Source organism: Pseudomonas sp. UBA6753 (assembly GCF_002453565.1).
GTDB classification, from domain to species: Bacteria; Pseudomonadota; Gammaproteobacteria; order Pseudomonadales; family Pseudomonadaceae; genus Aquipseudomonas; species Aquipseudomonas putida_Z.
This window is the reverse complement of record NZ_DKHD01000032.1, coordinates 379,083-403,847: the sequence shown is the minus strand read 5'-3', so window position 1 is coordinate 403,847 and position 24,765 is coordinate 379,083. Positions and strand designations below refer to the sequence as shown.

Genomic DNA, 24,765 nt, shown 5'->3' with positions numbered 1-24,765 from the left:
CCCTTGCTGCCGAGCACCGGGCACTCGCTCACCAACGCCAACCACGCCTGCGCCGCCCGTGACAGATACGCCCCGCGCCGCCAGATGAACGCGATATCCCAACGCAAATCCCCCGGCGAGCGCAGCGGCAAGCGCACCACACCGGGGCGCTCCAGCGCTTTCGCCACCACACGGGGCAGCAGCACCACGCCCTGGCCCGCCGCCGCCAGCGCCGCGAGGAAGTCCGCCTGGCCACTGCGCCCGCCTTCCTTGGGGGTAAAACCCTGCTGCTGGCATGCCTTCAGCAACCGGTCATTGAGCACGAAGCTGCGCTGGTAAAGCAGGAACGGGGTATCGGCCAGCTGCTGCAGGTCCACCCCGTCCTGGCCCGCCAGCTCGTGGCCGGCAGGCAACAGGGCATCCAGTGGTTCGTTGCAGAACGGCTGGTAGTCGAACGCCTCGTCACTGGGCGTCAGGCTGCCACCCAGTTCCAGTTCGCCACTCTTGACTGCCTGTTCGATGCTGCGGCTGCCGCCTTCGAGCAACTGGACCGCGATGTTCGGGTGACGCCGCCGATACTCGGCGAACAAGCCGGCGAACAGCGCGTCGCTGCCCAGCATCGGCAAGCCCAGGCGCAGTTCACCGCGGCCCATCTGGCTGAGGTCGTCCAGTTCACTGAGCAGCGCCTGACGTTGGCGCAACAAGGCTTCGCCACGCTCCAGCACGATGCGCCCGGCAGCGGTCAGGTGCAGCTGCGAGGCCTGGCGCTCCAGCAGCGGCTGGCCCACATCTTGCTCCAGCTGGGCCACCTGTTTGCTCACCGCCGACTGGCTGATGTGCAGGGTTTGCGCCGCCTGGGTAAAACCGCCGCGGTGGACCACTTCGATAAAGCTGCGCAGCTGTTTGAATTCCATGATCGCAATTCCATTCTGGAATGGCGTTAAGTCTAACAATTCGCTTCTGGCCTAGGCAGCCAAATCTTAAAATGAGGGCCTGTCGAGGAACCCCCCATGAAACCCGCGTTATTGAAAAAAGCCCTGCGCCTGCTCGTCGAGCTGGCGATCCTCTGTGCCTTGTTCCTGTTCGGTGGCCAGCTTGCCACCTGGCTGGGCTGGCCGATTCCTGGCGGTGTGATGGGCCTGGCATTGCTGCTGTTGCTGTTTGCCTCGGGTGTGCTCAAGCCAGCCATGCTGCAACTGGGCGCCGGCTGGTTGATGGCTGAGATGCTGCTGTTCTTCATCCCGGCGCTGATGAGCCTGCTCGATTACGGCGCCCTGATTCGTGACGAGGGCTGGCGCATCCTGCTGGTGATCGCCGTGAGCACCCTGATGGTAATGGTGGTGACCGCCTTGACCGTGGAACTGGTGTGCCGCTGGAGCTTGCGCCATGAGCCTTGAACCCATGCCGCTGTTCTGGCTGGCCCTGACCTTGCTGGCGTACCTGGGCAGCCGCTGGTTGTACCGGCGTAGCGGGCGCTACCTGCTGTCGCCGCTGATCCTGGTGCCGGTACTGTTGCTGGCGGTGGCCGTGCCGCTGCACACCGCCTATGCCGAGTACGCCCGCAACACCCACTGGCTGATGAGCGTGCTTGGCCCGGTGACCGTGGCCTTCGCGGTGCCGATCTGGCAGCAACGGGCCATGCTGGCGCGCCACTGGCCGGCACTGATGGTGGGAATGGTCGCCGGCAGCAGCGCTTCGATCGCCAGTTCCTGGGGGTTGGCTCATATGTTGGCGCTGGACAGCGCGACCAGCCTGTCGCTGGTGCCGCGTTCGATCACCACGCCCTTTGCCATGCCATTGGCCCATGACCTGGGTGGCGTACCGGAGCTGACGGCGGTGTTCGTGATGTTCACCGGCGTGCTGGGCGCCATGTTCGGCGGCGTGCTGCTGCGTTGGTTGCCGTTGCGCACGCCGCTGGCGCGGGGCGCGCTGTTCGGCGTCGGCGCCCACGGTGCCGGTGTCAGCCGGGCACAGGAGGTGGGCCGCGAGGAGGGCTCGGTGGCCGGCCTGGTCATGGTCCTGACGGGGCTTTTGAACCTGTTCGCGGCACCGCTGCTGGCCATGCTGCTCTGACCGTTCGTGCCACTGACTCGCCAAGTCATCAAGCTGGCTGGCAACGCAAGTTCCAGCCCATGGGCTGCTGGCTAGACTCTGCCTCGACATAGAGAGCACATGTAAGTGCCGAGGTGACATGCAATGACCGCAGCCTTGCTCTATTCCACCAACAACACTTCACCGGGACCGTTCTGATGCCCATGGCCGAAATTCCATTGTGCGTCTGGCGTACCCGGGGACAGAGTTTCAGCTTCCGGGGCCAGAGCATCCGCTACTGGACCGCAGGGCAAGGAGAGCCCCTGCTTCTGTTGCACGGCTTCCCCACTGCCAGCTGGGATTGGCGCTACCTGTGGGGGCCATTGGCCCAGCGCTTCCGGTTGATCGCCTGCGACATGCTCGGATTTGGTGATTCGGCCAAACCGGTCGATCACCTGTACAGCCTGATGGAGCAGGCCGACCTGCAGCAGGCCTTGCTCGCCGAGCTGAAGGTCGACCAGCCCGTGCATCTGCTGGCCCATGACTACGGCGGCAGTGTGGCGCAGGAACTGCTGGCGCGGCATCATGAACAGCGCGCCAACATCGCCAGCTGCGTGTTCCTCAACAGCGGGCTGTTCCCCGAAAGCTGCCGCATGCTGCTGATCCAGAAGTTGCTGCTCAGCCGTCTGGGCTGGCTGGTAGGGCGTTCGTTCGGGCGTGACGACCTGGTGCGCAGCGTGATCCAGGTCTACGGCTCTTGCACCCAACCCAGTGAAAGCGTGCTGGATGACTTCTGGAGTTTGATCGTCGCCAACCGTGGCACGCGCATCCTGCACAAACTGGTGGGGTACATGCCGGAGCGCAGGTTGCACCGCGAACGCTGGGTTGGCGCGATGCAGCACGAAGGCGTGCCGCTGCGCTTGATCAATGGCGTGGTCGACCCGCTGTCCGGCGCGCACATGGTGGAGCGCTACCGGCAACTGGTGCCGGAGCCGGACACCGTGCAGTTGCAGGGCATCGGCCATTACCCGCATACCGAAGCGCCAGTGCAGGTGCTGCGCCATTACCTGGCCTTTCGTGAACAACCGCTGAGCTGTTTCCAGCAGAAAGTGGCCTGGTACTGACAGGGCCTCATCGCCGGCAAGCCGGCTCCCACAAGTACAGCGCAAGCCTGGAGGCCGGCGCGGTTGGTGTGGGAGCTGGCTTGCCGGCGATGGGCCGCACAGCGGCCCCATAACCATCGTGCTGCGTTATTGCCAGGCATTCAGCCTGCGTGAGCTTGATTGTCCACTTGCCGCTGGCGGCGGACACTCGGCTGACCTGAACCTGTCTGGAGCCATGAGCATGAGCGAGCCTGTCCGTCTGCAAGATCGCGTGGTGATCGTCACCGGAGCCGGGGGCGGCCTGGGCCGCGCCCATGCGCTGCTGTTCGCTGCGCGTGGTGCTCGGGTGGTGGTCAACGACCTCGGCGGCTCCACCCACGGTGAAGGTGCCAGCGCCTCCGCCGCCGACCAGGTGGTAGCGGAGATCCGCGCCGCTGGTGGCAGTGCCATTGCCAACCATGACTCGGTCAGCCACGGCGCGCGTATTGTCGAGCAGGCCCTGGACAGCTTCGGCCGGGTCGATGTGCTGGTGAACAATGCCGGCATCCTGCGTGACAAGACCTTCCACAAGATGGAAGACAGCGACTGGGAGCAGGTGTATCAGGTGCATGTCGAGGGGGCTTACAAGGTCACCCGCGCCGCCTGGCCGCACCTGCGCGAGCAGAACTGGGGGCGGGTGATCTTCACCGCTTCCACGTCCGGCATCTACGGCAACTTCGGCCAGGCCAACTACGGCATGGCCAAGCTGGGCCTGTATGGGCTGACTCGTACCCTGGCGATCGAAGGGCGCAAGCACGGCATCCTGGTCAACGCCATCGCCCCCACCGGTGGTACCCGCATGACCGAAGGGTTGATCCCGCCCCAGGTGTTCGAGCGGCTCAAGCCAGAGCTGGTCAGCCCGCTGGTGGTGTACCTGGGCAGCGAGCAGTGCCAGGGCAGTGGTGAGCTGTTCGAAGTGGGCGGCGGCTGGGTGGGCAAGGTACGGTGGGAGCGTAGCCTGGGGGTAGGCTTCGATCCGCGGGAAGGCTTTACCCCGGAGCAGGTGGCGGAGAACTGGGCACGGATTGGCGACTTCGACGGGGCAGTGCACCCACAGGACAGCTTGCAGGCGTTGCAGCAGATGATGGCGAACTTGCAGAAGTATCCGCTGGGCTGAGCTTTGTACTACCTGTGCTGGCCTCTTCGCGGGCTTGCCCGCTCCCACAGGGATATCACTGCCCTCAGGCTTGGTGATATCCCTGTGGGAGCGGGCAAGCCCGCGAAGAGGCCAGCATAGGCGACGGAAATTTTTCAGGGCAAATAAAAAAGGCCGCTGCAAGCCGCAGCGGCCAATCGAGACGTCAGATCAAGGAGCTTCAAAATCTACGTCGGTGAACCTCGCAGGCCTGAAAGGCGGGGGGGAGAGCCCTTCATGCCGGCCAGTGAGTTAAGAATAAGCGCCTGATCCTGTAGGAAAAATAGCCGCTTATGACATTCACCTTTACGTATCGGGCAATAGTGCCGCAAGCGCTCAGCCGGCGGGCGAATAGCCCATGCGCCAGCTGGTTTCCCGCGCTGCCGCCAGCAGTCGTTGCGCCGCCGGGCCATGCTCGTCGGCATGGAAGATAGACGTCGGCCCGACCACGGTCATCACCGCGGCGATCTGCCCCATGGCATTGAACACCGGGGCCGACAGCGCATCCACGCCCGGCATCAACAGCCCGTGCACATGGTGCAGGCCACGTTCACGAATGCCCGCCAGTACCGCCTGATAGTCGGCGGCGCTGTGCTGCAGGGCGGCCAGTTCCCGGTCACGCAACTCCACGGTCTCGCGCTCGGGCAGGTAGGCGGCGAACACCAGCCCGGTGGACGACGTGAGCAGCGGCAGTACCGAGCCGATCTGCGTTACCACGGTGACCGCGCGTACCGCCGGCTCGATGCTGACCACTGTCGCGCCCTGGTTGCCCCATACGGCAACGAAGCAGCTTTCGTTCAGTTCATCGCGCAGCTGCGACAACGGCAGCGCGGCAATCTTCAGTACATCGATGCTGCCCAGCGCCGCCAGCCCCACCCGCAGTGCCTCGCGCCCCAGGCCGTAATGGTTGGTGGCCGCATCCTGCTCGGCAAAACCGCTGGCGATCAATGCCTGCAGGTAACGGTGCACCTTGCTCGCCGGCATCTGCACATGTTCCGCGAGGCGCGACAGGGAGGTGGACGGGGAGAGCTCGGCAAGGGCCTTGAGGATGTCGGTGCCGACCTCTGCCGAGCGGACTTTCTGCTTGCCGTTGTCGGCGGGGGAGCTGGCTTTGGCCATGGACATCTTCTTCCGGATTCGTCGAGTCGCGCCTTTATAGCTTGACGCATTGCCCGTAGCAAATTACGTTATTCGTAATCTGATTACGATAAAAACAATGCAGACGCGCTGCCACCCCGCCCCGGGCCAGCAGCCAGCTGCCAGCAACGGCTCGGCCAGAGCCCGGAGGCATCGATGAATCGCGATACGTCACCCGACCTTCACTACCTCAGCGGCTTCGGCAACGAGTTTGCCAGCGAAGCGCTGCCAGGGGCCTTGCCGGTCGGGCAGAACTCGCCGCAGAAGGCGCCCTATGGTCTGTATGCCGAGCTGCTCTCGGGCACGGCGTTTACCATGACCCGCAGCGAGCTGCGCCGCACCTGGCTGTATCGTATTCGTCCGTCTGCCTTGCACCCGCGTTTCGAACGCCTGGCGCGTCAGCCGCTGACCGGCCCGCTGGGGGCCATCACCCCCAACCGCCTGCGCTGGAACCCCCAGCCGATCCCCGTCGAACCGACCGATTTCATCGAGGGCTGGCTGCCCATGGTGGCCAACGCCGCTGCGGAAAAACCGGCCGGCGTGAGCATCTACATCTACCGCGCCAACCGGTCGATGGAGCGGGTGTTCTTCAACGCCGACGGTGAACTGCTGCTGGTGCCGCAACAGGGCCGCCTGCGCATTGCCACCGAACTGGGGGTGATGGAAGTCGAGCCGCTGGAAATCGCGGTAATCCCGCGTGGCATGAAGTTCCGCGTCGAACTGCTCGACGGCGAGGCCCGCGGCTACATCGCCGAAAACCACGGCGCGCCGCTGCGCATCCCGGACCTGGGCCCGATCGGCAGCAACGGCCTGGCCAACCCGCGCGACTTCCTCACCCCGGTGGCGCACTACGAAGAGGCCGATGGCCCGGTGCAGCTGGTGCAGAAGTTCCTGGGCGAACATTGGGCCTGCGAACTGCAGCACTCGCCACTGGATGTGGTCGCCTGGCACGGCAGCAACGTGCCGTACAAGTACGACCTGCGCCGCTTCAACACCATCGGTACGGTCAGCTTCGACCACCCGGATCCATCGATCTTCACCGTGCTTACCTCGCCGACCAGCGTGCATGGCCTGGCCAACATGGACTTCGTGATCTTCCCGCCACGCTGGATGGTGGCCGAGAACACCTTCCGTCCACCATGGTTCCACCGCAACCTGATGAACGAGTTCATGGGCCTGATCAACGGTGCCTACGACGCCAAGGCCGAGGGCTTCCTGCCGGGCGGTGCCTCGCTGCACGGAGTGATGAGCGCCCACGGCCCCGACGCCGAAACCTGCGAAAAGGCTATTGCCGCCGACCTGGCGCCGCACAAGATCGACAACACCATGGCCTTCATGTTCGAGACCAGCCAGGTGCTGCGACCGAGCCTGCAAGCCCTTGAATGCCCGCAGTTGCAGGCCGACTACGATAGTTGCTGGGCCACCTTGCCGAGCACCTTCAACCCGAACCGGAGATAACCCATGAACCAGACCGCCATCGCCCGTAGCTGGGTCGAGCACGCCAACGGGCACAGCGACTTCCCGCTGCAGAACCTGCCGTTGGGCATCTTCAGCCGGCCGGGTGAAGCCAAGCGCTGTGGCGTGGCAATTGGCGACGCGATCCTCGACCTGGAGGCGGTGCTGGCCGCCGGCCTGTTCGACGGTGCCGCCAAGGCCGCTGTCGAGGCCACCCGTGGTGGGGCCTTGAACGCATTCTTCGCCCTCGGCCGCAATGCCCGCGTCGCCCTGCGCGAGCGCCTGCTGGTGCTGCTGGGCGAACACAGCGAACACCAGGCGGCACTGCAGGCCGCCCTGTACCCGGCCAACGCCTGCCAGCTGCATGTCCCGGCGCAGATCGGCGACTACACCGACTTCTACGTGGGCATCGAGCACGCCAAGAACGTCGGCAAGCTGTTCCGCCCCGACAACCCGCTGCTGCCCAACTACAAGTACGTGCCGATCGGTTACCACGGCCGCGCCTCGACCATCCGCCCGTCCGGCACTGATGTGCGCCGGCCCAAGGGCCAGACCCTGCCGGCCGGGCACACCGAGCCAAGCTTCGGCCCCTGCGCGCGCCTGGACTACGAGCTGGAGCTGGGTATCTGGATCGGCCAGGGCAACGACATGGGCCAGGCGATCCCGGTAGGCGATGCCGCCGAGCACGTGGCCGGCTTGTGCCTGCTCAACGACTGGTCGGCGCGCGATATCCAGGCCTGGGAATACCAGCCGCTGGGGCCGTTCCTGTCCAAGAGTTTCATCACCACCATCTCGCCCTGGGTGGTTACCGCCGAAGCGCTGGAGCCGTTCCGTTGTGCCCAGCCGGCACGCCCGGAAGGCGACCCGCAGCCACTGTCGTACCTGCTGGACAAGCGCGACCAGGCCGCCGGTGCATTTGATATCGAACTCGAGGTGCTGCTGCTCACCGAGCGCATGCGCGAGCAGGGCCTTGCCCCGTACCGCCTGACCCTGAGCAACACCCGCAGCATGTACTGGACCGTGGCGCAGCTGGTCGCGCACCACAGCGTCAACGGCTGCCAGCTGCAACCGGGCGACCTGTTCGGTTCGGGCACGCTGTCGGGCGCCACGCCAGGTTCGTTCGGCAGCCTGCTGGAGATCACCGAAGGCGGCAAGCACCCGGTGGAACTGGCCAGTGGCGAGGTGCGCAAGTTCCTCGAAGACGGCGACGAGATCATCCTGCGTGCCCGCTGCGTGCGTGATGGCGTGGCCAGCATTGGTTTCGGCGAATGCCGCGGCACGGTCATCGCGGCCAACTGAGGAGGCACGGGCATGGAGCTGTACACCTATTACCGTTCCACCTCGTCCTACCGGGTGCGCATTGCCCTGGCACTGAAGGGGCTGGCCTACCAGTCCCTGCCGGTCAACCTGTTGCAGGGTGAGCAGCGCGGTGCGGACTATGTCGCGGTCAACCCGCAGGGCCGCGTGCCGGCCTTGCGCACCGATGGCGGCGAGCTGCTGGTGCAGTCGCCGGCGATCATCGAGTATCTGGAAGAGGTTTATCCACAGCCCGCCCTGCTGCCTGCTGCGGCCGAGGCGCGCGCCAAGGTACGGGGCGTGGCGGCGATCATCGGCTGCGACATCCACCCGCTGCACAACGTCAGCGTGCTCAACCGGCTGCGCCAGGCTGGCCAGGACGAGAGCCAGGTCAACCAGTGGATCGGCCACTGGATCAGCCAGGGGCTGGCGGCAGTGGAGCAGCTGATAGGCGATCACGGCTTCTGCTTCGGTGATGAGCCGGGCCTGGCGGATGTCTACCTGATCCCGCAGTTGTACGCGGCCGAACGCTTCAACATCGACCTCGACAGCTTCCCGCGCATCCTGCGGGTTGCCGCCCTGGCGGCGGAGCACCCGGCGTTTGCCCAGGCCCACCCAGCACAGCAGCCGGACAGCCCGGCTCAGTGAATGGAACGGTTCGCCGCCGGAAGCTTGCCGATACGCTCGGACAGTTTCAGGCGCTGGACCGGGTCCTCCGTCAGCAGTAACGCATGCTCCAGGTCGAAGCGCTCGGCCTGTGGGCAATCCAGGTGCTGGTAGAGCGAGGCGCGCGTCACATAGTCGCTGACCTGCACCGGGCCCAGTTGCATGACCCGCTCGGCATCGATGAGCGCCGCCAGGTGGTCGTCGTTGCTGATGTGCAACTGGCGCAGGTTGCGTGACAGGCGTTGCAGCATCTGCAGCGGGCTGGCACTGCGCATGTGCTCGGCGGTCAGCGCTACATGCGGGCCAAACTGGCGAGCCAGCAGCTCACGGCAATCATTGGGGTACAGGCGCCGGCCACCACAGGGGTCGAGCAGGTGATCGGCACCTGGCACGCGCAGCAGGAAATGGCCAGGGAAGCCTACGCCCTCAAGGGGGATGGACAGGCGCCGGGCCAGTTCCAGGGCGAGGATGGCCAGGGTCAGCGGTTGGCCACGGCGGCGCTGCAGCACCTTGTCCATCATCGCGGCTTGCGGGCGCAGCGGGTGGTATTCATCCTGCTGGAAGCCCAGGGCATTGAGTTGGCGCAGCAGTGGCTGGGCCAGTTCGCACAGCGGCAGCATCGGCAGGTTGGCGCTGATCTCACGCTGCAGGTCATGCAGCTTGGCAAGGCTGGCCGCGGGCTCGACGCTGCGGTCGTGCTCGGCGGCAATCCATAATGCGGCTTCCAGCAGGGCGACGGGCTCGCGTTCCAGGCAGGCCAGGCAGGCTTGACGTGGCTTCATGGGGCTTCTCCACACACGCTTGAGTATTAGCCGCGGCGCGCGGTTTCGTCCAGTGGTCCGGCGGCGGCGCCAGCCCAAGGGCCATGCCTATACTGGAAGGAGCACCTCGTAGGGGAGCCTGTCGATGTTCGCGCTGATGCAAAGCACCCGTACCCAGTCGCTGCACTTGTTCACCCACCCGCCCACCGGCCTGAAGGCCGTGGTGGCTATTCACAGCGAGCAGTTGGGCCCGGCCATGGGCGGTTGCCGCTACCTGCCTTATGCCGATGATGAAAGCGCCATGACCGACGCCATTCGCCTGGCCCAGGGCATGAGCTACAAGGCGGCGCTGGCCGGCCTGCCACTGGGGGGCGGCAAGGCGGTGATCATGCGCAACCCGCATGTGGAAAACCGCGCCGCGCTGTTCGAGGCCTTTGGCCGCTTCATCGACACCTTGCAAGGGCGCTTCATCATCGCCGTGGACAGCGGCACCTCGACCCTGGACATGGACTGCATTGCCCAGAGCACACCCCATGTGACCAGTACCACGGCCTCGGGTGACCCCTCACCGCATGCGGCGATGGGGGTGTTCGCTGGCATCCGGGCCACTACCTCGTTTCGGCTGGGTAGCGACGATTTGAAAGGCTTACGGGTGGCGGTGCAAGGGCTGGGCAATGTCGGTTATGCACTAGCGGAGCAATTGCATGCGGTGGGCGCAGAACTGTTGGTCAGCGACCTGGACCCGGGACGCGTGCGGCTGGCGATGGATCAGTTCGATGCCAAGCCGGTGACCAATGATGCATTGATCAGCACCCCTTGCGACATCTTTGCCCCTTGCGGCGTGGGCCCTGTGTTGAACGGGCAGAGCGTGATGCAGTTGCGTTGCGCGGCAGTGGCGGGGGCGGCGAACAACCAGCTGACCACCTTGCAGGTAGCCGACCAGCTGGAGTCGCGCGGGATACTGTATGCGCCCGATTACGTGATCAATGCCGGTGGGTTGATCTACGTTGCACTTACCCATCGTGGCGAAGACCTGGGCACCATCACTGCGCACCTGGCGCTGATACCTGCAAGGCTGACCGAAGTGTTTGGCCATGCACAGGCAGAGAAGCGCTCGCCGGCGCGGGTGGCGCAGATGTTGGCAGAGCGGTTGCTCTACGGCTGAGGGGCGATACCGGCTTTGCTGGCCTCTTCGCGGGCACGCCCGCTCCCACAGGAATACCCAAAACCCTGAAAACCTGCGCGGTCCGTGTGGGAGCGGGCGTGCCCGCGAACACGGGCGCAGCCCGTGCCATCCACCTTGACCGCGCTGAACCTCGAGCCATGCGCAATCCTTGCAGAAGCGGCCAGTGCAGGCAATTACTCGGCCGCTGGCGCTTCGAGCAACTCGGCCAGCGCATCCGGCTGGCTCTTGAACGCCCGGGCGAACACATCGCGGTTCTTGGCCATGTAGATACCGGCTTCCTCGACCTGTTTCTCGCTCAGCGAGGGCACTGCCTTGTGCAGTACTTCGGCCAGGCGCTCGGCCAGTTCGAGCATCTTGTCGTGACGGTCTGCTTCGGCCTTATCCATGAACAAGCGCTCCGGGTCGCGGCTGCTGCGGTACACCACTTCGACGGCCATTCATCACCTCTATGCCTTTTGCTGGTTGCGTTTCGATTTACTGTATCTATATACAGTAATGGCAATGTTGATTGCTTCGCAAGCAGAAATTGTAGCGTGGTGCAGAGGGCTTACTGCTTCATGCCCAACTCAGCATCATCCATCAGCGCCTTGGCCATCGCGCTCAAGTAGTGCGCAGCCCAGATCATCATCGGTTTCTCGTCCATCAGGCCGGTGATGGTCAGTTCGCGTACATAGCCCATCAATTCTGAGGACTGCTCGCGGGCATCGCGGCAGGGGATGCCGGGCTCGATGCGGAACAGTGGGTGGGTGCCGTTTTCGCCCTGGTAGAAGGTGGTTTTGCCGACGGTGAACTGGGTGTCTTCTGTGGTCATTGTTGAATCCCCTGAAAGTTCTCGACTGCTTGCTCTGGCCCTTTCGCGGGCACGCCCGCTCCCACAGGTACTGTACAAGTCTTGAGTACTGTGAAGATCCTGTGGGAGCGGGCGTGCCCGCGAAGAGGCCAGAACAGGCAACACATTGCTTAGGCCCTAGTGCAAAGTCCTGGGCCCAGTGGGCATCTGCACCTGAATCAATGCCGACTCCAGCAAAGCCCGCAGCGTCTCCAGTTCATGCATCGACGTCATCATCAAAACCGACGCCGGCGACTTGGGCTGCAGCAGCATGGCCTGATGCACAACGGTCGCAGCGCACAGCGCATAGTCCGTAGCCTGGATCAGGGTGTCTTCAAGGGAATGGGGTGTGTGGGGTGGGTCGGGGACTACTTTCAGCATGATTAAGGCCTGTTCAAAGTTGGGGCCACCGCCTCCTGCTGTCAAACAGGAAGGCGGCAGCTGTGCATGGGTTGACAGACCGGTGAACAGAACCAAAAGCCGGCGCACACGAGGTGCCCCATGACAGCTGCCATAAAGGCAAAGCCATGTGGTTAGTTCAGGGCGGCCTGTCAAAGCCGGTCGCTGTTTGGCAGCGACGATCCGAGACTAGTGCTCATCCCCGAACACCACAATGGCAGGGAGTATCTTTGGGAAATGCCCTACAAGGAAGGGGTTAAATCTGATTTTTCCCCAGCGCATGGTCGTGTTTCTGGCAACTTGCCACGCCTGAAGGTGCCTTGCGGCAATCGGTCGCCTTCCAAGGCAGGGGCCTGGCCTTTTAACTGCATGGCACAAGCGTCACGCCGGTGACGCATCATCCTTCAAGACGTATCGGGGAATGGAACATCGTGAACATCAAATGGGCAGAAAAGCTGCGCAAGGGCCTGCACGGCTCGGCCGACTCGCTGGGCAACCTGTGCGTCGAGGCATTCCATTACCTGGCGCTGTTCGGTATTGGCGCGATCACCGCCTATGCGGCAGTGATGACGTTCCTGGACATGCTCGGCAAGGGCGGGGTCAGTGTCGATGACATCCTGCTGCTGTTCATCTACCTGGAGCTGGGGGCGATGGTCGGTATCTACTTCAAGACCAACCACATGCCGATCCGCTTCCTGCTGTACGTGGCCATCACCGCGCTGACCCGCCTGCTGATCGGCGACGTCTCGCACCACAAGGCGCCGGACGTAGGGCTGTTGTACGTGTGCGGTGGCATCCTGTTGCTGGCGTTCGCGATCCTGGTGGTGCGCTACGCCTCGTACCGCTACCCCTCGACCAAGGTGCTGGATGCCAACGGCAAGGAAGTGGAGGAGGGCAAGTAGCCCTCAGTTGGCGATGAAGTGGCGCGGCTCGTGGCGGGCGTCACGGGTCAGCGCGGCCAGCACCTGCAGAGGGTTCTGGCTGTGTTCGATGGCCAGGCCCAGGCGGATGCTGTCGATCACCCGCTGCAGGCGTACCGGGTCATTGCGCTGGGCCTGGGTGATGAGGCGCTTGGCGACCACGCCAGCGTCGTCGGACAGGGTCAGCATGATGCTGCCGTCGAGGTTTGCAATGCTCAGGTTGACCCGGTATTCGGGGGCGAATGCAGCACTGATTCGTTCGAATGGGTTGTTCATGGTCATGCTTCTGCGGTGAATGAGTGCAGAAGTTGACCGGGTAAATTACCTGTTGGTTCAGCGCCATCGATCGATACAAACGAAAACGCCCGGCATCAGGCCGGGCGTTTGCATTGCCGATCAGGCGTCCGGGTCATTCAGTTCCAGGGCTCCGCGCTTGCTGCGCAGCTTGCCGTAGAAGTGTTCCAGCGCGTGGTTGAGCTTGGTGGCGGCACCATCGACCGCCTGGTCCAGCGAAGTGGCGGTGTGGGTCACGGAAATCGGTTGGTGACCTTTGGGGCGAGCCTCCATCTGGCAGCGTTTGTCATGCGGTCCGGGCTTGGCGCCGTTCTCGTCGCGCAGGTGAACCTCGATGCGGGTGAGGTCGTCTTCGTAACGTTCCAGCGAGTTCTGCAGTGTGCTGCGGACCCACTGGTCGAGCCGGGCGTTGCCTTCGAAATGGTTGCTGCTGTTGACCTGGATTTGCATGATTCAATCCTTATTCAGCTTGCTCGCATGGAGACGCGCCTAGCCCTTTGAGACCCTTGGAATTTCTGCGCCTCTTGACTCTAAGGTCAGGCAACGGCGAAACGAATTCAAGCCCTTTTTGAAAATAAATTTCTTGTTGCATTCAAGGCAGCAGGCGGCTCATCGCTCGGCCTTTGCTTATGAGAATTGAAATCATTATTATTGCAGGCCCGAAAACGCCCGGGCCTTCGCCATGACGCGCAAAACTGCCGGTCTCTCGCTCAACTATCGCCTGGCCGTAACTTCACGCAGCCTGGCCGCGCTGCTGGGCGGCTACCTGCTGGCGTCCGTGGCCAGCGTCTGCATTACCCTGCTAGCGCCGCTGCCACAGGTTGATGCCACGCTCACAGGCCTGCTGCTGTCATTCGTCTTCTACCTGCTGGCGTTCATCTGGTGCTTCGCCTGCCGCAGCGCTTTGCGCGCCTGGCTGGGCGTGCTGGCGCCAAGCATGCTGCTGGGTGTGATCAGCGGGTTGGCCTACTGGATGAAAACCCCATGAAAGAAGGCTTCCGCCAAGCCATGGCCTGGCTGCACACCTGGACCGGCCTGATCTTCGGCTGGCTGTTGTTTGCCATCTTCCTCACCGGCACGCTGTCGTATTTCAAGGAAGAAATCACCCACTGGTCGCAGCCAGAAGTGCGCAGCCATGATCTGGACCCGACCCATAGCCTGGAGATAGCCCAGCAGTACCTGCAGGACAACGCCGGGCATTCGGGCACCTGGCTGATCCGCATGCCCAACGCACGCGAGGCTGCCTTGAGCGTGGGTTATCGCGACCCCAATGGCGGGCCACGCGGCTTCGTCACCAGGACCCTCGATACCCAGACCGGCCAGCCGGTGGAGGCACGCGACAGTCGCGGTGGCGAGTTCTTCTACCGCTTTCACTTCCAGCTGCAGATGCCATACCCCTTCGGCCGCTGGCTGTCGACGTTCTGCGCCTTCATCATGCTGTTGGGGCTGGTCACCGGCATCATCACCCACAAGAAGATCTTCAAGGAGTTCTTCACCTTCCGACCTGGCAAGGGCCAGCGCTCCTGGCTGGACGGGCACAACGCCATTGGCGTGCTGGTGCTGCCGTTCCACCTGATGATCAGCTACAGCAGCCTGGTGCTGTTCATGTACATGGTGATGCCGGCAGGCATCATGGCCAGCTACGGCAATGACACCGGCAAGTACTTCAACGACCTGTTCGGCCGTAACGATGCGCCCAAGGCGGCCCATGTGGCCGCGCCGCTGGTACCGTTGCCGAGCCTGTACGCCAAGGTGCAGGACCTGCAACCAGGCGCGCGTATCGGCCGTATCCAGGTGGAAAATGCCGGCGACAGCAATGCCCGCGTTACCTTCACCCAGTCCGCGGCCGACCATGTGGCCTATCGGCGTAGCGCCAACTGGACCTTCGATGGCGCCAGCGGTGCGCTGTTGAGCCAGGGCAAGCCGGAGAGCGGGGCGATGATGACCGCCTTCAGCTTTGCCGGTCTGCACATGGGCAATTTCGCCGGGCCCTGGCTGCGCTGGCTGTACTTCTTCTTTGGCGTGGCCGGTACCGCGGTAATCGGCACCGGGCTGGTGATGTGGCTGGGCAAGCGTCAGCTCAAGCATGCCAGGAGCGAACGCCTGCCGGGCGAACTGCGCCTGGTCGAGGTGCTCAATATCGCCAGCATGAGCGGCCTGTTGCTGGCCGTGGCGGGCTTCTTCTGGGCCAACCGCCTGATCCCGATGGGTGTCGAAGGCCGGGCCGATTGGGAGGTCAACGCCTTCTTCACCGCCTGGGGCCTATCGCTGGTGCACGCCGTGCTGCGCAGTGGGCGGCGGGCATGGGGCGAGCAACTGGCACTGGGCGCGCTGGCCTTCGCCTTGCTGCCGCTGCTCAACGGCCTGACCACCGGCCAGGGCCTGAACCATTCGCTGCCGGCAGGTGACTGGGCGATGGCCGGCTTCGACCTGACAGCGCTGGGCTCCGGCCTGTTCCTGGCCTGGCTGGCCGGCAAGATGTTGCACAGCCCGAAACCTGTGGCCAAGCGGGCCCTGCGTGCAGCAAAGAAGCCGAGCGCTGAAACGGCGGAGGCGAGCTGATGCTGGGTAATGCACTGATCGCTTACGCCGGCTTCGCTGCCCTGTGCCTGGCCATGGAGAAGCACTTCGTCGACCTGCTCGGGCGCAAGCCGCGCCCCGGGCAATTGGGCCTGTTGCGAAGTGCCGGCTGGCTGTTGCTGGTGCTGTCACTGGTGCTCAGCGTGCACCTGCGGGGCTGGGCCCATGGCCTGGTGGAGTGGACTGCAGTGATGATGGCCGGGGTGACCCTGTGGGTGTTCGGCCTGCCATACCAGCCCCGCCTGTTGCTGGGCCTGGCCGCCGCCAGCGTGGTGCTGGGCCCGTTGCTGGCCGTGTTCGCCGAGTGATCAGGTGAGCGAGCCGGGCGACATGATCGAGGCGGGTGCCGAAAGCGGCGGCGGGCGTGCGCGCTTCGTCCAGGTGTTCCAGGCCCAGCGGGCCCGCATGGAGGCCCTGGTGAGCCGCCGGGTCGGCTGCCGGGCCACGGCATCGGACCTGGTCCAGGAACTGTTCCTGCGCTTCTGGCGTCGCCCCGAGGTCAAGGTCGAGGCGCTGGACACCTATCTGCTGCGTTGCGCCGGCAACCTGGCCATCGACCACCTGCGCAGCGAAGGCTGCCGCGAGCGCGTGGCCGAAGCTGTGCTGCCGCTGGATGAGGCGGCCATGGCCCAGGCCCCGGAACAGGCTGTGGAGATCGATCACGACTTGCAGCGCATCGACGCTGCCTTGCGCGCCTTGCCCGAGCGCACCCGGCAGATCTTCCTGCTCAACCGTATCCACGGCTGCAAGTACGGCGAGATCGCCAAGGCCATGCAACTGTCCCAGAGTGCTGTGGAAAAGCATATGATGCGCGCCCTCGAAGCGTGCAAGGCGAGTGTTGCCGAGCCCGCGTCCACCCCGCGCCGGCCAGGGAGTGCCCGTCGATGAGCCGTTTACCGCCGATCACCGAGGCGCAGTCCCGGGCTGCACTGCAATGGCTCAGCCGCATCAACGAGCAACCTGCGCAGGCCGAGGGCGCGGCGTTCAAGCGCTGGCTGCTGGCCGACCCTGGGCACCGTGAGGCCTACGCCCAGGCCCAGGCGCTGTGGCAGAACAGCGCCGCCCCGGCGGCGCGCCTGGCCGCTGAAGAACAGGCAAGCCTGCAACGTTACCTGGATGCGATGGCCAGGCCACCGGCCAGGCACCCCTGGCGGCAGCGGGTCGCGGCGCTGGCGGTGGCTGCGTGCCTGGTGCTGGCCGTGGGCGTTGCCGGTGGTTGGCACCCGGGCCTGTGGCTTCAGGACCTGCAGGCCGACTACAGCAGTGCTGGTCAAGTTAGCCAGGTGACCTTGGCCGACCAGTCGCAGGTGACGCTGGATGCGGGGAGCGCGATTGCAGTCGATTTTGTGCAGGGCGAGCGCCGCGTGCGGTTGTTGCATGGCGCGGCGTTCTTCCAGGTCACGCATACCGGCGCGCCGTTCGTGGTGGAAGCTGCCGGCGGCGAGGTGCGCGTGCTTGGCACTCAGTTCGAAGTGCGCGAGCAGGGCGAGGGCGCCCAGGTCACGGTACGCAGCGGGCGCGTGGCGGTGAGCCCGGCATCGGGCGCCGCAGCGCGTGAACTGACGGCCAACCAGCAGGCGGCTTACGCTGCCGGCCGAGTCGGCGACACCCTGACGGTGGACAGCGACAACCGCCTGGCCTGGCGCCAGGGCTGGCTGAATTACTACCAGGTGCCGCTGGCGCAGGTGGTCGAGGACCTGGGGCGTTATTACCCGGGGCGCATCCTGCTGCTCGATGATGAGTTGGGGCAACGCAAGGTCAGTGGCAGTTTCCCCGTGGCCGAGCCGTTGCTGGCGCTGGATTCGCTGGGCAAGGTGATGGGCTTTTCGCGGCAGACAGTGCTGGGGCGGTTGACTGTCATCCGGTAGCTGCCTGTGCCGGCCTCTTCGCGGGCTTGCCCGCTCCCACAGGTACTGCACCGGATTCGAAACTTGTGCAGTCCCTGTAGGAGCGGGCAAGCCCGCGAAGAGGCCAGCACAGGCAAAAAATTTTTCAGGCAACGGGTGAGGTAACAGGACGTGGCATCCGTGTAATGAGTGGAAGTGCGATTCATTCGCAGTCATATCCCTCTCACAGGTCAGCGTCCATGAAGTTCACCCCGCGTTGCGTCTCTCTCTGGCTCGGCCTTTCCGTGCTCCCGGTATTCGCTGTCGCCCCCCTGGCCTGCGCCGCCGAGCAACAGCAGGCGTACACCTTCGCCCAGCCAGCGCAACCCCTTGCCCAGGCACTTGGCGCCTTCAGCCGCACCACCGGCCAGAGCGTGGTCTACACCCTGGAACTGCCTGGCGTGCAGGCGCCGGCGCTGAACGGCAGGTTCAGCGCCGAACAGGCCCTGCAACAGCTGCTGGGCTCTACCGGGCTGGCCTGGCGCCGCGTCGATGCACGCACGCTCACCCTCGAAGCAGTGGACACCTCCGGCGCCCTCAACCTGCAGGCCATCACCGTGACCTCGCAACTGGACGACTACAGCTACCAGCCCCCGGCTACCGCCTCGATCATGCGCGGGCAGGGCCCTAGCCAGGACATCCCCCAAGCCATCAACGTGGTGCCGGCCCAGGTCATCCGTGACCAGGCCCCGCGCAACCTCGATGACGCCCTGGCCAATGTCAGCGGCATCACCCAGGGCAACAATTTCGGTGGCACCTCCGACACGGTGATGAAGCGCGGCTTCGGCGACAACCGCGACGGCTCGATCATGCGCGATGGCATGCCCATCGTGCAGGGCCGCAGCCTCAACGCCAGCACCGAGCGGGTCGAAGTGCTCAAGGGCCCGGCCTCGCTGCTGTACGGTATCCAGGACCCGGGCGGGGTCATCAACGTGGTCAGCAAGCGCCCGCAACTCGAGCAGTACAACGCCCTGACCGTGCGCGGGTCGACCTACGGCAGCGGTAAGAACGGCAGCGGTGGCGGGTTCGACAGCACCGGCGCGCTGGGCGACAGCAACTTCGCCTATCGGCTGATCGTCGACCACGAAGATGAGGACTACTGGCGCAACTACGGCGTGCACCGCGAATCGCTGGTAGCGCCGTCGCTGGCCTGGCTGGGCGAAGACACCCAGGTGGTACTGGCCTACGAGCATCGCGAATTTCTCTACCCCTTCGACCGTGGCACGGCGTTCGGCAACAACGGCCACCCGCTGGATATCCCAGCCACGCGGCGCCTGGACGAGCCCTTCAACGACATGGAGGGGCGTTCCGACCTGTACCGACTGGAAGTCGACCACCAACTGGCCGATGACTGGAAGCTGCACTTCGGCTACAGCTTCAACCGCGAAACCTATGATGCCAGCCAGGTGCGGGTGACCGGCGTGAATGAAAAAAGCGGCACGCTGTCGCGCAGCATCGACGGCACCCACAACGCCATGAGCCGTGACCAGTTCGCCACCCTGAGCCTGGCCGGCAATGTGGAACTGGCCGGGATGCAGAACGACCTGCTGTTCGGTGTCGATCATGAAGACCGCAAGGTCTTTCGTGGGGACCTGATCCGGCAGAGCGCCCAATCTACCTTCAGCTACATGAACCCGATCTACGGGCAGGAAGTGGAGGGCACCACCGTCAAAGCCAGTGACAGCGACCAGACCGACAAGCTACGCACCGACGCGTTGTTCGTGCAGGACGCGCTGCACCTGGATGATCACTGGATCCTGGTGGCCGGTGCGCGCTTCCAGCAGTTCGACCAATACGCCGGCCGCGGCCGCCCGTTCAAGGCCAACACCGACATCAATGGCCAGGCGTGGGTGCCGCATGCAGGTATCGTCTACAAGGTGGACGAGCAGCTGTCGTTTTATGGCAGCTATAGCGAGTCGTTCAAGCCCAACTCCACCATCGCGCCGCTGGTCGGCAATGTGGTGCTTGACTCGTCGGTGGCGCCGGAGGAGGGCAAATCGTGGGAGCTGGGCGCCAAGCTCGACATGCCAGGCCGCCTTACCGGAACCCTGGCGTTGTTCGACATCACCAAGCGCAACGTGCTGGTTTCCAACTTTGATACCAGTACGCGCGAAACGGTGTACAGCAATGCTGGAGAGGTCAGCTCACGGGGTGTCGAGCTGGACCTGACTGGTCAGTTGAGCGAGCGATGGAGCCTGATCGGCAGCTACGCCTTCACCGATGCGCAAGTGACCAAGGACCCGGACCTCAAGGGCAACCGCCTGCAGAACGTGGCCCGCCACAGTGGTTCGCTGTCGGCGGTGTATGACTATGGCAGCCTGTTCGGCGGCGATCGCCTGCGCGTTGGCGCGGGGGCACGGTACGTGGGCGAGCGCGCTGGCAACCCGACCAACACCTTCGACCTGCCGTCCTATACCGTGGCCGATGCCTTTGCCAGCTACGAGACCAGGCTCGACGAGCACAAGGTGCTGTTGCAACTGAACGTGAAGAACCTGTTCGACAAGGTTTACTACAGCTCGGCGGTGAACCAGTACTTTGTGGCCATTGGCGATGCGCGGCAGGTGAGCTTGTCCAGTACCTTCGAGTTCTAGGCATTTGGGGCTGCTTTGCAGCCCTTCGCGGGCATGCCCGCTCCCACAAGTATGGGCAGCGCCTCGGTCACTGTGGGAGCGGGCATGCCCGCGAAGGGCCGCAAAGCGGCCCCAATATCATGAACAGAAAGCACTACGGTATTCTCCGGGCGTTGCACCGACCGCCTGGCGGAACCGGTTGCTGAAATGGCTGGCACTGGCAAACCCGCACAACAGGGCAATCTCCCCCAAAGGCATCAACCCCAGCCGCAATAGTTGGCAGGCCCGATGCAGCCGCCGGGCCAGCAGGTACTGGTGCGGCGGCAGCCCGAAACTGGCGCGGAACATGCGCGCAAAGTGGTATTCGGACAGGTTGCAGCGCAAGGCCAGTTCACCCAGGGTGATGGGCTGGTCGAGGTGCGCTTCGATGTAGTCGACCATTTGCCGGCGCAGGCTCGGTGCCAGCCCGCCTTTCAGCCGCAGGCCCTGGCGCAGCCCGACCTGGTTGAGCAGCGCATGGTCGACGATCTCGTGCGCCAGGCTGCTGGCCAGCAAGCGCTCGCCAGGTTCATCCCAGTCCAGGGTTATCAGTTGGCGAAAGCGCTTGGCCTGCTGCGGGTCATCGAGAAAGGTCGCCTCCTGCAGTTGCAGCTCACGCGGTTCACGGTCGAGCAGGCGCACGCAGCCCAGGGCGAATTGCGCCTCGCTGACATACAGGTGCGCCAGGCGGATTGCGCCATTGACCACCCAGTTCGATTCCTGCCCGGCCGGCATCACGCACAGCTTGTCGGGCGCCCCTTTGTCGCCGGGGCGCTGGCGGCGAAAGGTGCCGGTGCCGTCGGCGATGTAGCACGACAGGGTGTGATGGCTCGGTGCCTGGTAGTCGCGGGCATCGTCGCGGTTGCTCCACAACGCCGCCGCCAGCCCGTCGCCCAGGTGCGCGCTCAGCTCCAGCCGGGCGTGGGGCGAGGCGTGCATGGCGTTGAACACTTGCAGTTGGGTGAGTGGCGTCATGGGCGGTTCCTCTTGCCAGCCATCCTACTGCGCCTTGGGCAGGCTTACAGCTACCCGCAGGACAAATGCGCAAGTTTGTGCAAGCCGGGGAGGGGCCCCCGGATGAAACTGGAGGCCTCGGCGAGGGCTGCGCCCTCGATCGCAGGCAAGCCAGCTCCTACAGGGACCGCGCCAGCCTCGAGCTTGGCGCTGTACTTGTGGGAGCTGGCTTGCCGGCGATGGGCCGCATCGCGGCCCCGGGATGCATGGTCGATCGCCTGAGGAGTACCACCGATGAACCTGTCACTCTACTTGCTAACCGTCCTGATCTGGGGCACCACCTGGATCGCCCTGAAACTCCAGCTGGGCGTGGTCGCCATTCCGGTCTCGATCGTATACCGCTTCGCCCTGGCCGGGCTGATCCTGTTCGCCTTCCTGCTGCTCACCCGCCGCCTGCAACCGATGAACCGGCGTGGCCACCAGATCTGTCTGGCCCAGGGCCTGTGCCTGTTCTGCGTCAACTTCATCTGCTTCCTCAGCGCCAGCCAGTGTATTGCCAGCGGCCTGATCGCCGTGGTGTTCTCCACCGCCACCCTGTGGAATGCACTCAACGCGCGGATCTTCTTCGGCCAGAAGATCGCCAGCAACGTGCTCGGCGGCGGCGCCTTGGGGCTACTTGGCCTGGGGCTGCTGTTCTGGCCCGAGCTGTCCCACCACGCGGCCAGCCGCGAAACCCTGTACGGCCTTGGCCTGGCCCTGCTCGGCACGCTTTGCTTCTCGGCCGGCAACATGCTGTCGAGCATGCAGCAGAAGGCCGGGCTCAAACCCATGACCACCAATGCCTGGGGCATGGTCTACGGGGCGGTGATGCTGGCGGTGTTCTGCGTGGCCAGCGGCGTGCCATTCAGCATGGAGTGGAACGTGCGGTACATCGGCTCGTTGCTGTACCTGGTGGTGCCGGGCTCGGTGATTGCCTTTACCGCCTACCTGACCCTGGTCGGGCGCATGGGGCCGGAGCGGGCAGCGTACTGCACGGTGCTGTTCCCCTTGGTGGCGCTGAATGTGTCGGCGGTGGCCGAGGGGTATCAGTGGACAGCACCGGCCTTGTTGGGGTTGGTGGCGGTGATGGCGGGGAATGTGCTGGTGTTTCGCAAGCCCAAGGCCAGGGTGGCTGAGGGTGTTGTGGTGGCCAAATAGGTGATGGGTTGCCTGTGCCGGCCCTTTCGCGGGCTCGCCCGCTCCCACAAGTACTGCACAGGCATTTAGGGCGGTGGTGTACCTGTGGGAGCGGGCGAGCCCGCGAAAGGGCCAGGGCAGGGAGCAGGGGGCTATCAGCCTTTCCACACCTGCGGATTTACCAGATCCCGCGGCCGCTCACCCAGCAGCGCCGCGCGCAGGTTGTCGATTGCCCGGTTGGCCATGGCCTCGCGGGTTTCGGCAGTGGCCGAGCCAACGTGCGGCAAGGTCAGGGCATTGGGCAGCTTGAACAGCGGCGAATCGCTCAGCGGCTCTTTCTCGTACACGTCCAGGCCCGCACCGCGAATGGTGCCGTTCTGCAGTGCCTCGATCAGCGCAGCCTCGTCCACCACCGGCCCGCGGGCGATGTTGATCAGGAACGCGCTCGGCTTCATCAGTTGCAACTCACGCGCACCGATCAGCTTGCGGGTGGCATCGGACAACGGCACCACGATGCAGACAAAGTCGGCTTCGGCCAGCAGTTGCTCCAGGCTGCGGAACTGCGCGCCCAGCTCTTGCTCCAGCGCGCTCTTGCGGCTGTTGCCGGAATAGATGACCGGCATGTTGAAACCGAACCGGCCGCGACGGGCAATGGCGGCACCGATGTTGCCCATGCCGACGATGCCCAGGGTCTTGCCGTGCACATCGCTGCCGAAGTGGGCCGGGCCCACGGTAGCTTGCCAGTTGCCGGCCTTGGTCCAGGCATCCAGCTCGGCGGTGCGGCGGGCGCAGCCCATGATCAGCGAGAAGCCCAGGTCGGCGGTGCTTTCGGTCAGCACGTCGGGGGTGTTGGTCAGGGCGATGCCGCGTTCGTTGAAGTAGTCCAGGTCGTAGTTGTCGTAGCCGACCGACACGCTGGATACCACCTCCAGCCTGGCCGCCCCTTCGAGTTGCGCCCGGCCGAGCTTGCGGCCAACACCGATCAGGCCATGGGCCTCGGGCAGGGCTTCGTTGAACTGGGCATTGATGTCGCCGAGCTTGGGGTTCGGCACGATCACGTTGAAGTCTTGCTGCAGGCGTTCGGCCATGGCCGGGGTGATACGGCTGAAGGCCAGGACGGTCTTTTTCATCGGGCAACTTCTCTGCAAGGCGTGGGACGGTGGGGGCTTCTTCGCGGGCACGCCCGCTCCCACAGGTACCGCACAGATTGAAGGCCTGTGCATTACCTGTGGGAGCGGGCGTGCCCGCGAATGGCCTGACAATGGTTAGCAACCTACCATTGTCCGCCCCCGCAATGCAGCAGCTTTTTAGTTGGCGATCATCACCTGATGGGTTTTCAGGTCCGCCTCATGGGCTGCCAGAATCTCCGGCAGCGAGTTGCGCAGGTACTCGACCCAGGTCTTGATCTTGGCATCCAGGTACTGCCGCGACGGGTAGATGGCGTACAGGTTCAGCTCCTGCAGCCGGTACTCGGGCAGCACCCGTACCAGGCTGCCATCGCGCAGGCCGTCGATGGCCGAATAGATCGGCAGCACGCCCACGCCCATGCCGCTGCGGATGGCGGTCTTCATGGCATCGGCAGTATTGACCATGAACGGCGAGCTGGTGATGTTGACCATCTCCTGGCCTTCCGGCCCGTCGAACAGCCATTTCTCCAACGGGATCACCGGGCTGACCATGCGCAGGCAGGCGTGCTTGAGCAGGTCGGCAGGCTTGTGTGCAACGCCGTGGCGGGCGATGTAGGCGGGCGAGGCGCAGACGATGCTGTAGGTGATGCCCAGGCGCTGGGACACGAACCCCGAGTCGGGCAGTTCGGTGGCCAGCACGATGGACACGTCATAGCCCTCGTCGAGCAGGTCGGGCACGCGGTTGGCCATGGTCAGGTCGAAGGTCACGTCCGGGTGCGATTCGCGGTAGCGGGCGATGGCGTCGACCACGAAGTGCTGACCGACCCCGGTCATCGAGTGCACCTTCAACTGCCCGGCCGGGCGGGCATGGGCGTCGCTGGCCTCGGCCTCGGCTTCTTCGACATAGGTAAGAATCTGTTCGCAACGCATCAGGTAGCGCTTGCCGGCTTCGGTCAGCGCAATGCGGCGGGTGGTGCGATTGAGCAGCCTTGTTTGCAGATGGGCTTCCAGGTTGGAGACTGCCCGCGACACGTTCGCGGTGGTCGTATCCAGTTGCCCGGCGGCAGCGGTAAAGCTGCCGAGTTGGGCTACGCAACTGAAAGCACGCATGTTTTGCAGGGTGTCCATGGGTCACTCTCGATGTAGAGGACAAAATTGTGTCACGAAGTAACGTAAAAGAGATGAAAAGTTGCCTTCGACCAA

Annotated in this window: 27 protein-coding genes; 16 read left to right on the top strand and 11 right to left on the bottom strand. The window is 64.5% G+C overall.

Annotated elements, in window-relative coordinates:
- The coding region (locus tag B2790_RS13545; RefSeq protein ID WP_286918981.1) for a LysR family transcriptional regulator at positions 1–893 on the bottom strand (893 nt) is incomplete at its 3' end.
- Positions 894–989: 96 nt separating this feature from the next.
- Between B2790_RS13545 and B2790_RS13540 the strand changes: the two genes are divergently transcribed.
- The 4 genes from B2790_RS13540 (at position 990) to B2790_RS13525 (ending at position 4,269) form a co-directional block, all read left to right on the top strand.
- A complete protein-coding gene (locus B2790_RS13540; RefSeq protein WP_075046354.1) occupies positions 990–1,376 on the top strand; it encodes a CidA/LrgA family protein in 387 nt (128 codons plus the stop codon).
- The gene (locus B2790_RS13535) at positions 1,366–2,052 is read left to right on the top strand and encodes an LrgB family protein (protein WP_024087732.1); all 687 of its coding nucleotides are present in this window, start codon (positions 1,366–1,368) and stop codon (positions 2,050–2,052) included. Before B2790_RS13540 ends, B2790_RS13535 begins: the two co-directional genes overlap by 11 nt.
- 176 nt (positions 2,053–2,228) lie before the next feature.
- Positions 2,229–3,134: an alpha/beta fold hydrolase gene (locus B2790_RS13530; protein ID WP_286918980.1), complete on the top strand. Its 906-nt coding sequence runs from the start codon at positions 2,229–2,231 to the stop codon at positions 3,132–3,134.
- 220 nt (positions 3,135–3,354) lie between these two features.
- The gene (locus B2790_RS13525) at positions 3,355–4,269 is read left to right on the top strand and encodes an SDR family oxidoreductase (protein WP_085664438.1); all 915 of its coding nucleotides are present in this window, start codon (positions 3,355–3,357) and stop codon (positions 4,267–4,269) included.
- A 354-nt stretch (positions 4,270–4,623) separates the two neighbouring features.
- Here the strand turns inward: B2790_RS13525 and B2790_RS13520 are convergent, their stop codons facing one another.
- Positions 4,624–5,406 carry an IclR family transcriptional regulator gene (locus B2790_RS13520; RefSeq protein ID WP_063913376.1) on the bottom strand — a complete coding sequence of 261 codons (783 nt, stop codon included), beginning with the start codon at positions 5,404–5,406 and terminating at the stop codon, positions 4,624–4,626.
- A 174-nt stretch (positions 5,407–5,580) separates the two neighbouring features.
- Between B2790_RS13520 and hmgA the strand changes: the two genes are divergently transcribed.
- The 3 genes from hmgA to maiA are packed head-to-tail and all read left to right on the top strand — an operon-like array spanning position 5,581 to position 8,823.
- Entirely contained in the window at positions 5,581–6,882 is a 1,302-nt protein-coding gene (hmgA, locus tag B2790_RS13515) for a homogentisate 1,2-dioxygenase (protein ID WP_075046350.1), read from the top strand.
- Between the two features lie 3 nt (positions 6,883–6,885).
- The gene (gene fahA / locus B2790_RS13510; protein WP_286918979.1) at positions 6,886–8,178 is read left to right on the top strand and encodes a fumarylacetoacetase; all 1,293 of its coding nucleotides are present in this window, start codon (positions 6,886–6,888) and stop codon (positions 8,176–8,178) included.
- A gap of 12 nt (positions 8,179–8,190) precedes the next feature.
- Entirely contained in the window at positions 8,191–8,823 is a 633-nt protein-coding gene (gene maiA / locus B2790_RS13505) for a maleylacetoacetate isomerase (protein WP_286918978.1), read from the top strand.
- On the opposite strand, the gene B2790_RS13500 is transcribed toward maiA, so the two are convergent.
- Positions 8,817–9,623: a SirB1 family protein gene (locus B2790_RS13500; protein ID WP_075046348.1), complete on the bottom strand. Its 807-nt coding sequence runs from the start codon at positions 9,621–9,623 to the stop codon at positions 8,817–8,819. The genes maiA and B2790_RS13500 overlap by 7 nt on opposite strands.
- A 124-nt stretch (positions 9,624–9,747) precedes the next feature.
- On the opposite strand from B2790_RS13500, the gene B2790_RS13495 reads away from it, so the two are divergent.
- Positions 9,748–10,767 carry a Leu/Phe/Val dehydrogenase gene (locus B2790_RS13495; protein ID WP_274079112.1) on the top strand — a complete coding sequence of 340 codons (1,020 nt, stop codon included), beginning with the start codon at positions 9,748–9,750 and terminating at the stop codon, positions 10,765–10,767.
- 194 nt (positions 10,768–10,961) lie between these two features.
- Here the strand turns inward: B2790_RS13495 and B2790_RS13490 are convergent, their stop codons facing one another.
- The 3 genes from B2790_RS13490 to B2790_RS13480 all read right to left on the bottom strand — a co-directional run bounded on the left by B2790_RS13490 (position 10,962) and on the right by B2790_RS13480 (position 11,998).
- Entirely contained in the window at positions 10,962–11,225 is a 264-nt protein-coding gene (locus B2790_RS13490) for a YebG family protein (RefSeq protein WP_003260692.1), read from the bottom strand.
- 110 nt (positions 11,226–11,335) lie between these two features.
- Entirely contained in the window at positions 11,336–11,599 is a 264-nt protein-coding gene (locus tag B2790_RS13485; RefSeq protein ID WP_019473937.1) for a DUF3077 domain-containing protein, read from the bottom strand.
- A gap of 156 nt (positions 11,600–11,755) precedes the next feature.
- Positions 11,756–11,998, bottom strand: a complete 243-nt coding sequence (locus B2790_RS13480) for a hypothetical protein (RefSeq protein ID WP_274079113.1) — start codon at positions 11,996–11,998, stop codon at positions 11,756–11,758.
- A gap of 449 nt (positions 11,999–12,447) precedes the next feature.
- On the opposite strand from B2790_RS13480, the gene B2790_RS13475 reads away from it, so the two are divergent.
- On the top strand, positions 12,448–12,918 hold the full coding sequence (locus B2790_RS13475; RefSeq protein WP_025340608.1) for a phosphate-starvation-inducible protein PsiE: 471 nt from the start codon (positions 12,448–12,450) through the stop codon (positions 12,916–12,918).
- Between the two features lie 3 nt (positions 12,919–12,921).
- On the opposite strand, the gene B2790_RS13470 is transcribed toward B2790_RS13475, so the two are convergent.
- Both B2790_RS13470 and B2790_RS13465 read right to left on the bottom strand, forming a co-directional pair.
- On the bottom strand, positions 12,922–13,212 hold the full coding sequence (locus B2790_RS13470; RefSeq protein WP_025340607.1) for a DUF3509 domain-containing protein: 291 nt from the start codon (positions 13,210–13,212) through the stop codon (positions 12,922–12,924).
- Between the two features lie 120 nt (positions 13,213–13,332).
- Positions 13,333–13,680, bottom strand: a complete 348-nt coding sequence (locus B2790_RS13465) for an HPF/RaiA family ribosome-associated protein (RefSeq protein ID WP_170032556.1) — start codon at positions 13,678–13,680, stop codon at positions 13,333–13,335.
- 232 nt (positions 13,681–13,912) lie between these two features.
- Here B2790_RS13465 and B2790_RS13460 point away from each other — a divergent pair, with 232 nt between their 5' ends.
- The 6 genes from B2790_RS13460 to B2790_RS13435 all read left to right on the top strand — a co-directional run bounded on the left by B2790_RS13460 (position 13,913) and on the right by B2790_RS13435 (position 20,287).
- Entirely contained in the window at positions 13,913–14,218 is a 306-nt protein-coding gene (locus B2790_RS13460) for a DUF3649 domain-containing protein (RefSeq protein ID WP_274079114.1), read from the top strand.
- Complete coding sequence (locus B2790_RS13455) at positions 14,215–15,792, top strand: PepSY-associated TM helix domain-containing protein (RefSeq protein ID WP_274079115.1); 1,578 nt, start codon at positions 14,215–14,217, stop codon at positions 15,790–15,792. The genes B2790_RS13460 and B2790_RS13455 overlap by 4 nt, the downstream gene beginning before the upstream one ends.
- On the top strand, positions 15,792–16,118 hold the full coding sequence (locus B2790_RS13450) for a DUF3325 domain-containing protein (RefSeq protein ID WP_075046307.1): 327 nt from the start codon (positions 15,792–15,794) through the stop codon (positions 16,116–16,118). Before B2790_RS13455 ends, B2790_RS13450 begins: the two co-directional genes overlap by 1 nt.
- A gap of 4 nt (positions 16,119–16,122) precedes the next feature.
- Positions 16,123–16,698: an RNA polymerase sigma factor gene (locus B2790_RS13445; protein WP_274079116.1), complete on the top strand. Its 576-nt coding sequence runs from the start codon at positions 16,123–16,125 to the stop codon at positions 16,696–16,698.
- Positions 16,695–17,678 (top strand): FecR family protein, encoded by a 984-nt coding sequence (locus tag B2790_RS13440; protein ID WP_286918977.1) that lies wholly within the window; start codon positions 16,695–16,697, stop codon positions 17,676–17,678. The genes B2790_RS13445 and B2790_RS13440 overlap by 4 nt, the downstream gene beginning before the upstream one ends.
- Positions 17,679–17,896: 218 nt before the next feature.
- Positions 17,897–20,287, top strand: coding sequence for a TonB-dependent siderophore receptor (locus B2790_RS13435; RefSeq protein WP_286918976.1), 2,391 nt, complete (start codon positions 17,897–17,899; stop codon positions 20,285–20,287).
- Between the two features lie 117 nt (positions 20,288–20,404).
- Here the strand turns inward: B2790_RS13435 and B2790_RS13430 are convergent, their stop codons facing one another.
- Positions 20,405–21,280 (bottom strand): helix-turn-helix domain-containing protein, encoded by an 876-nt coding sequence (locus B2790_RS13430; protein WP_085614320.1) that lies wholly within the window; start codon positions 21,278–21,280, stop codon positions 20,405–20,407.
- A 273-nt stretch (positions 21,281–21,553) separates the two neighbouring features.
- On the opposite strand from B2790_RS13430, the gene B2790_RS13425 reads away from it, so the two are divergent.
- Positions 21,554–22,456 (top strand): DMT family transporter, encoded by a 903-nt coding sequence (locus B2790_RS13425; RefSeq protein ID WP_286918975.1) that lies wholly within the window; start codon positions 21,554–21,556, stop codon positions 22,454–22,456.
- Positions 22,457–22,590: 134 nt separating this feature from the next.
- On the opposite strand, the gene B2790_RS13420 is transcribed toward B2790_RS13425, so the two are convergent.
- The gene (locus B2790_RS13420) at positions 22,591–23,565 is read right to left on the bottom strand and encodes a 2-hydroxyacid dehydrogenase (protein WP_085664426.1); all 975 of its coding nucleotides are present in this window, start codon (positions 23,563–23,565) and stop codon (positions 22,591–22,593) included.
- A gap of 177 nt (positions 23,566–23,742) precedes the next feature.
- Positions 23,743–24,690, bottom strand: a complete 948-nt coding sequence (locus B2790_RS13415) for a LysR family transcriptional regulator (RefSeq protein WP_013974172.1) — start codon at positions 24,688–24,690, stop codon at positions 23,743–23,745.
- Positions 24,691–24,765: the final 75 nt, after the last annotated feature.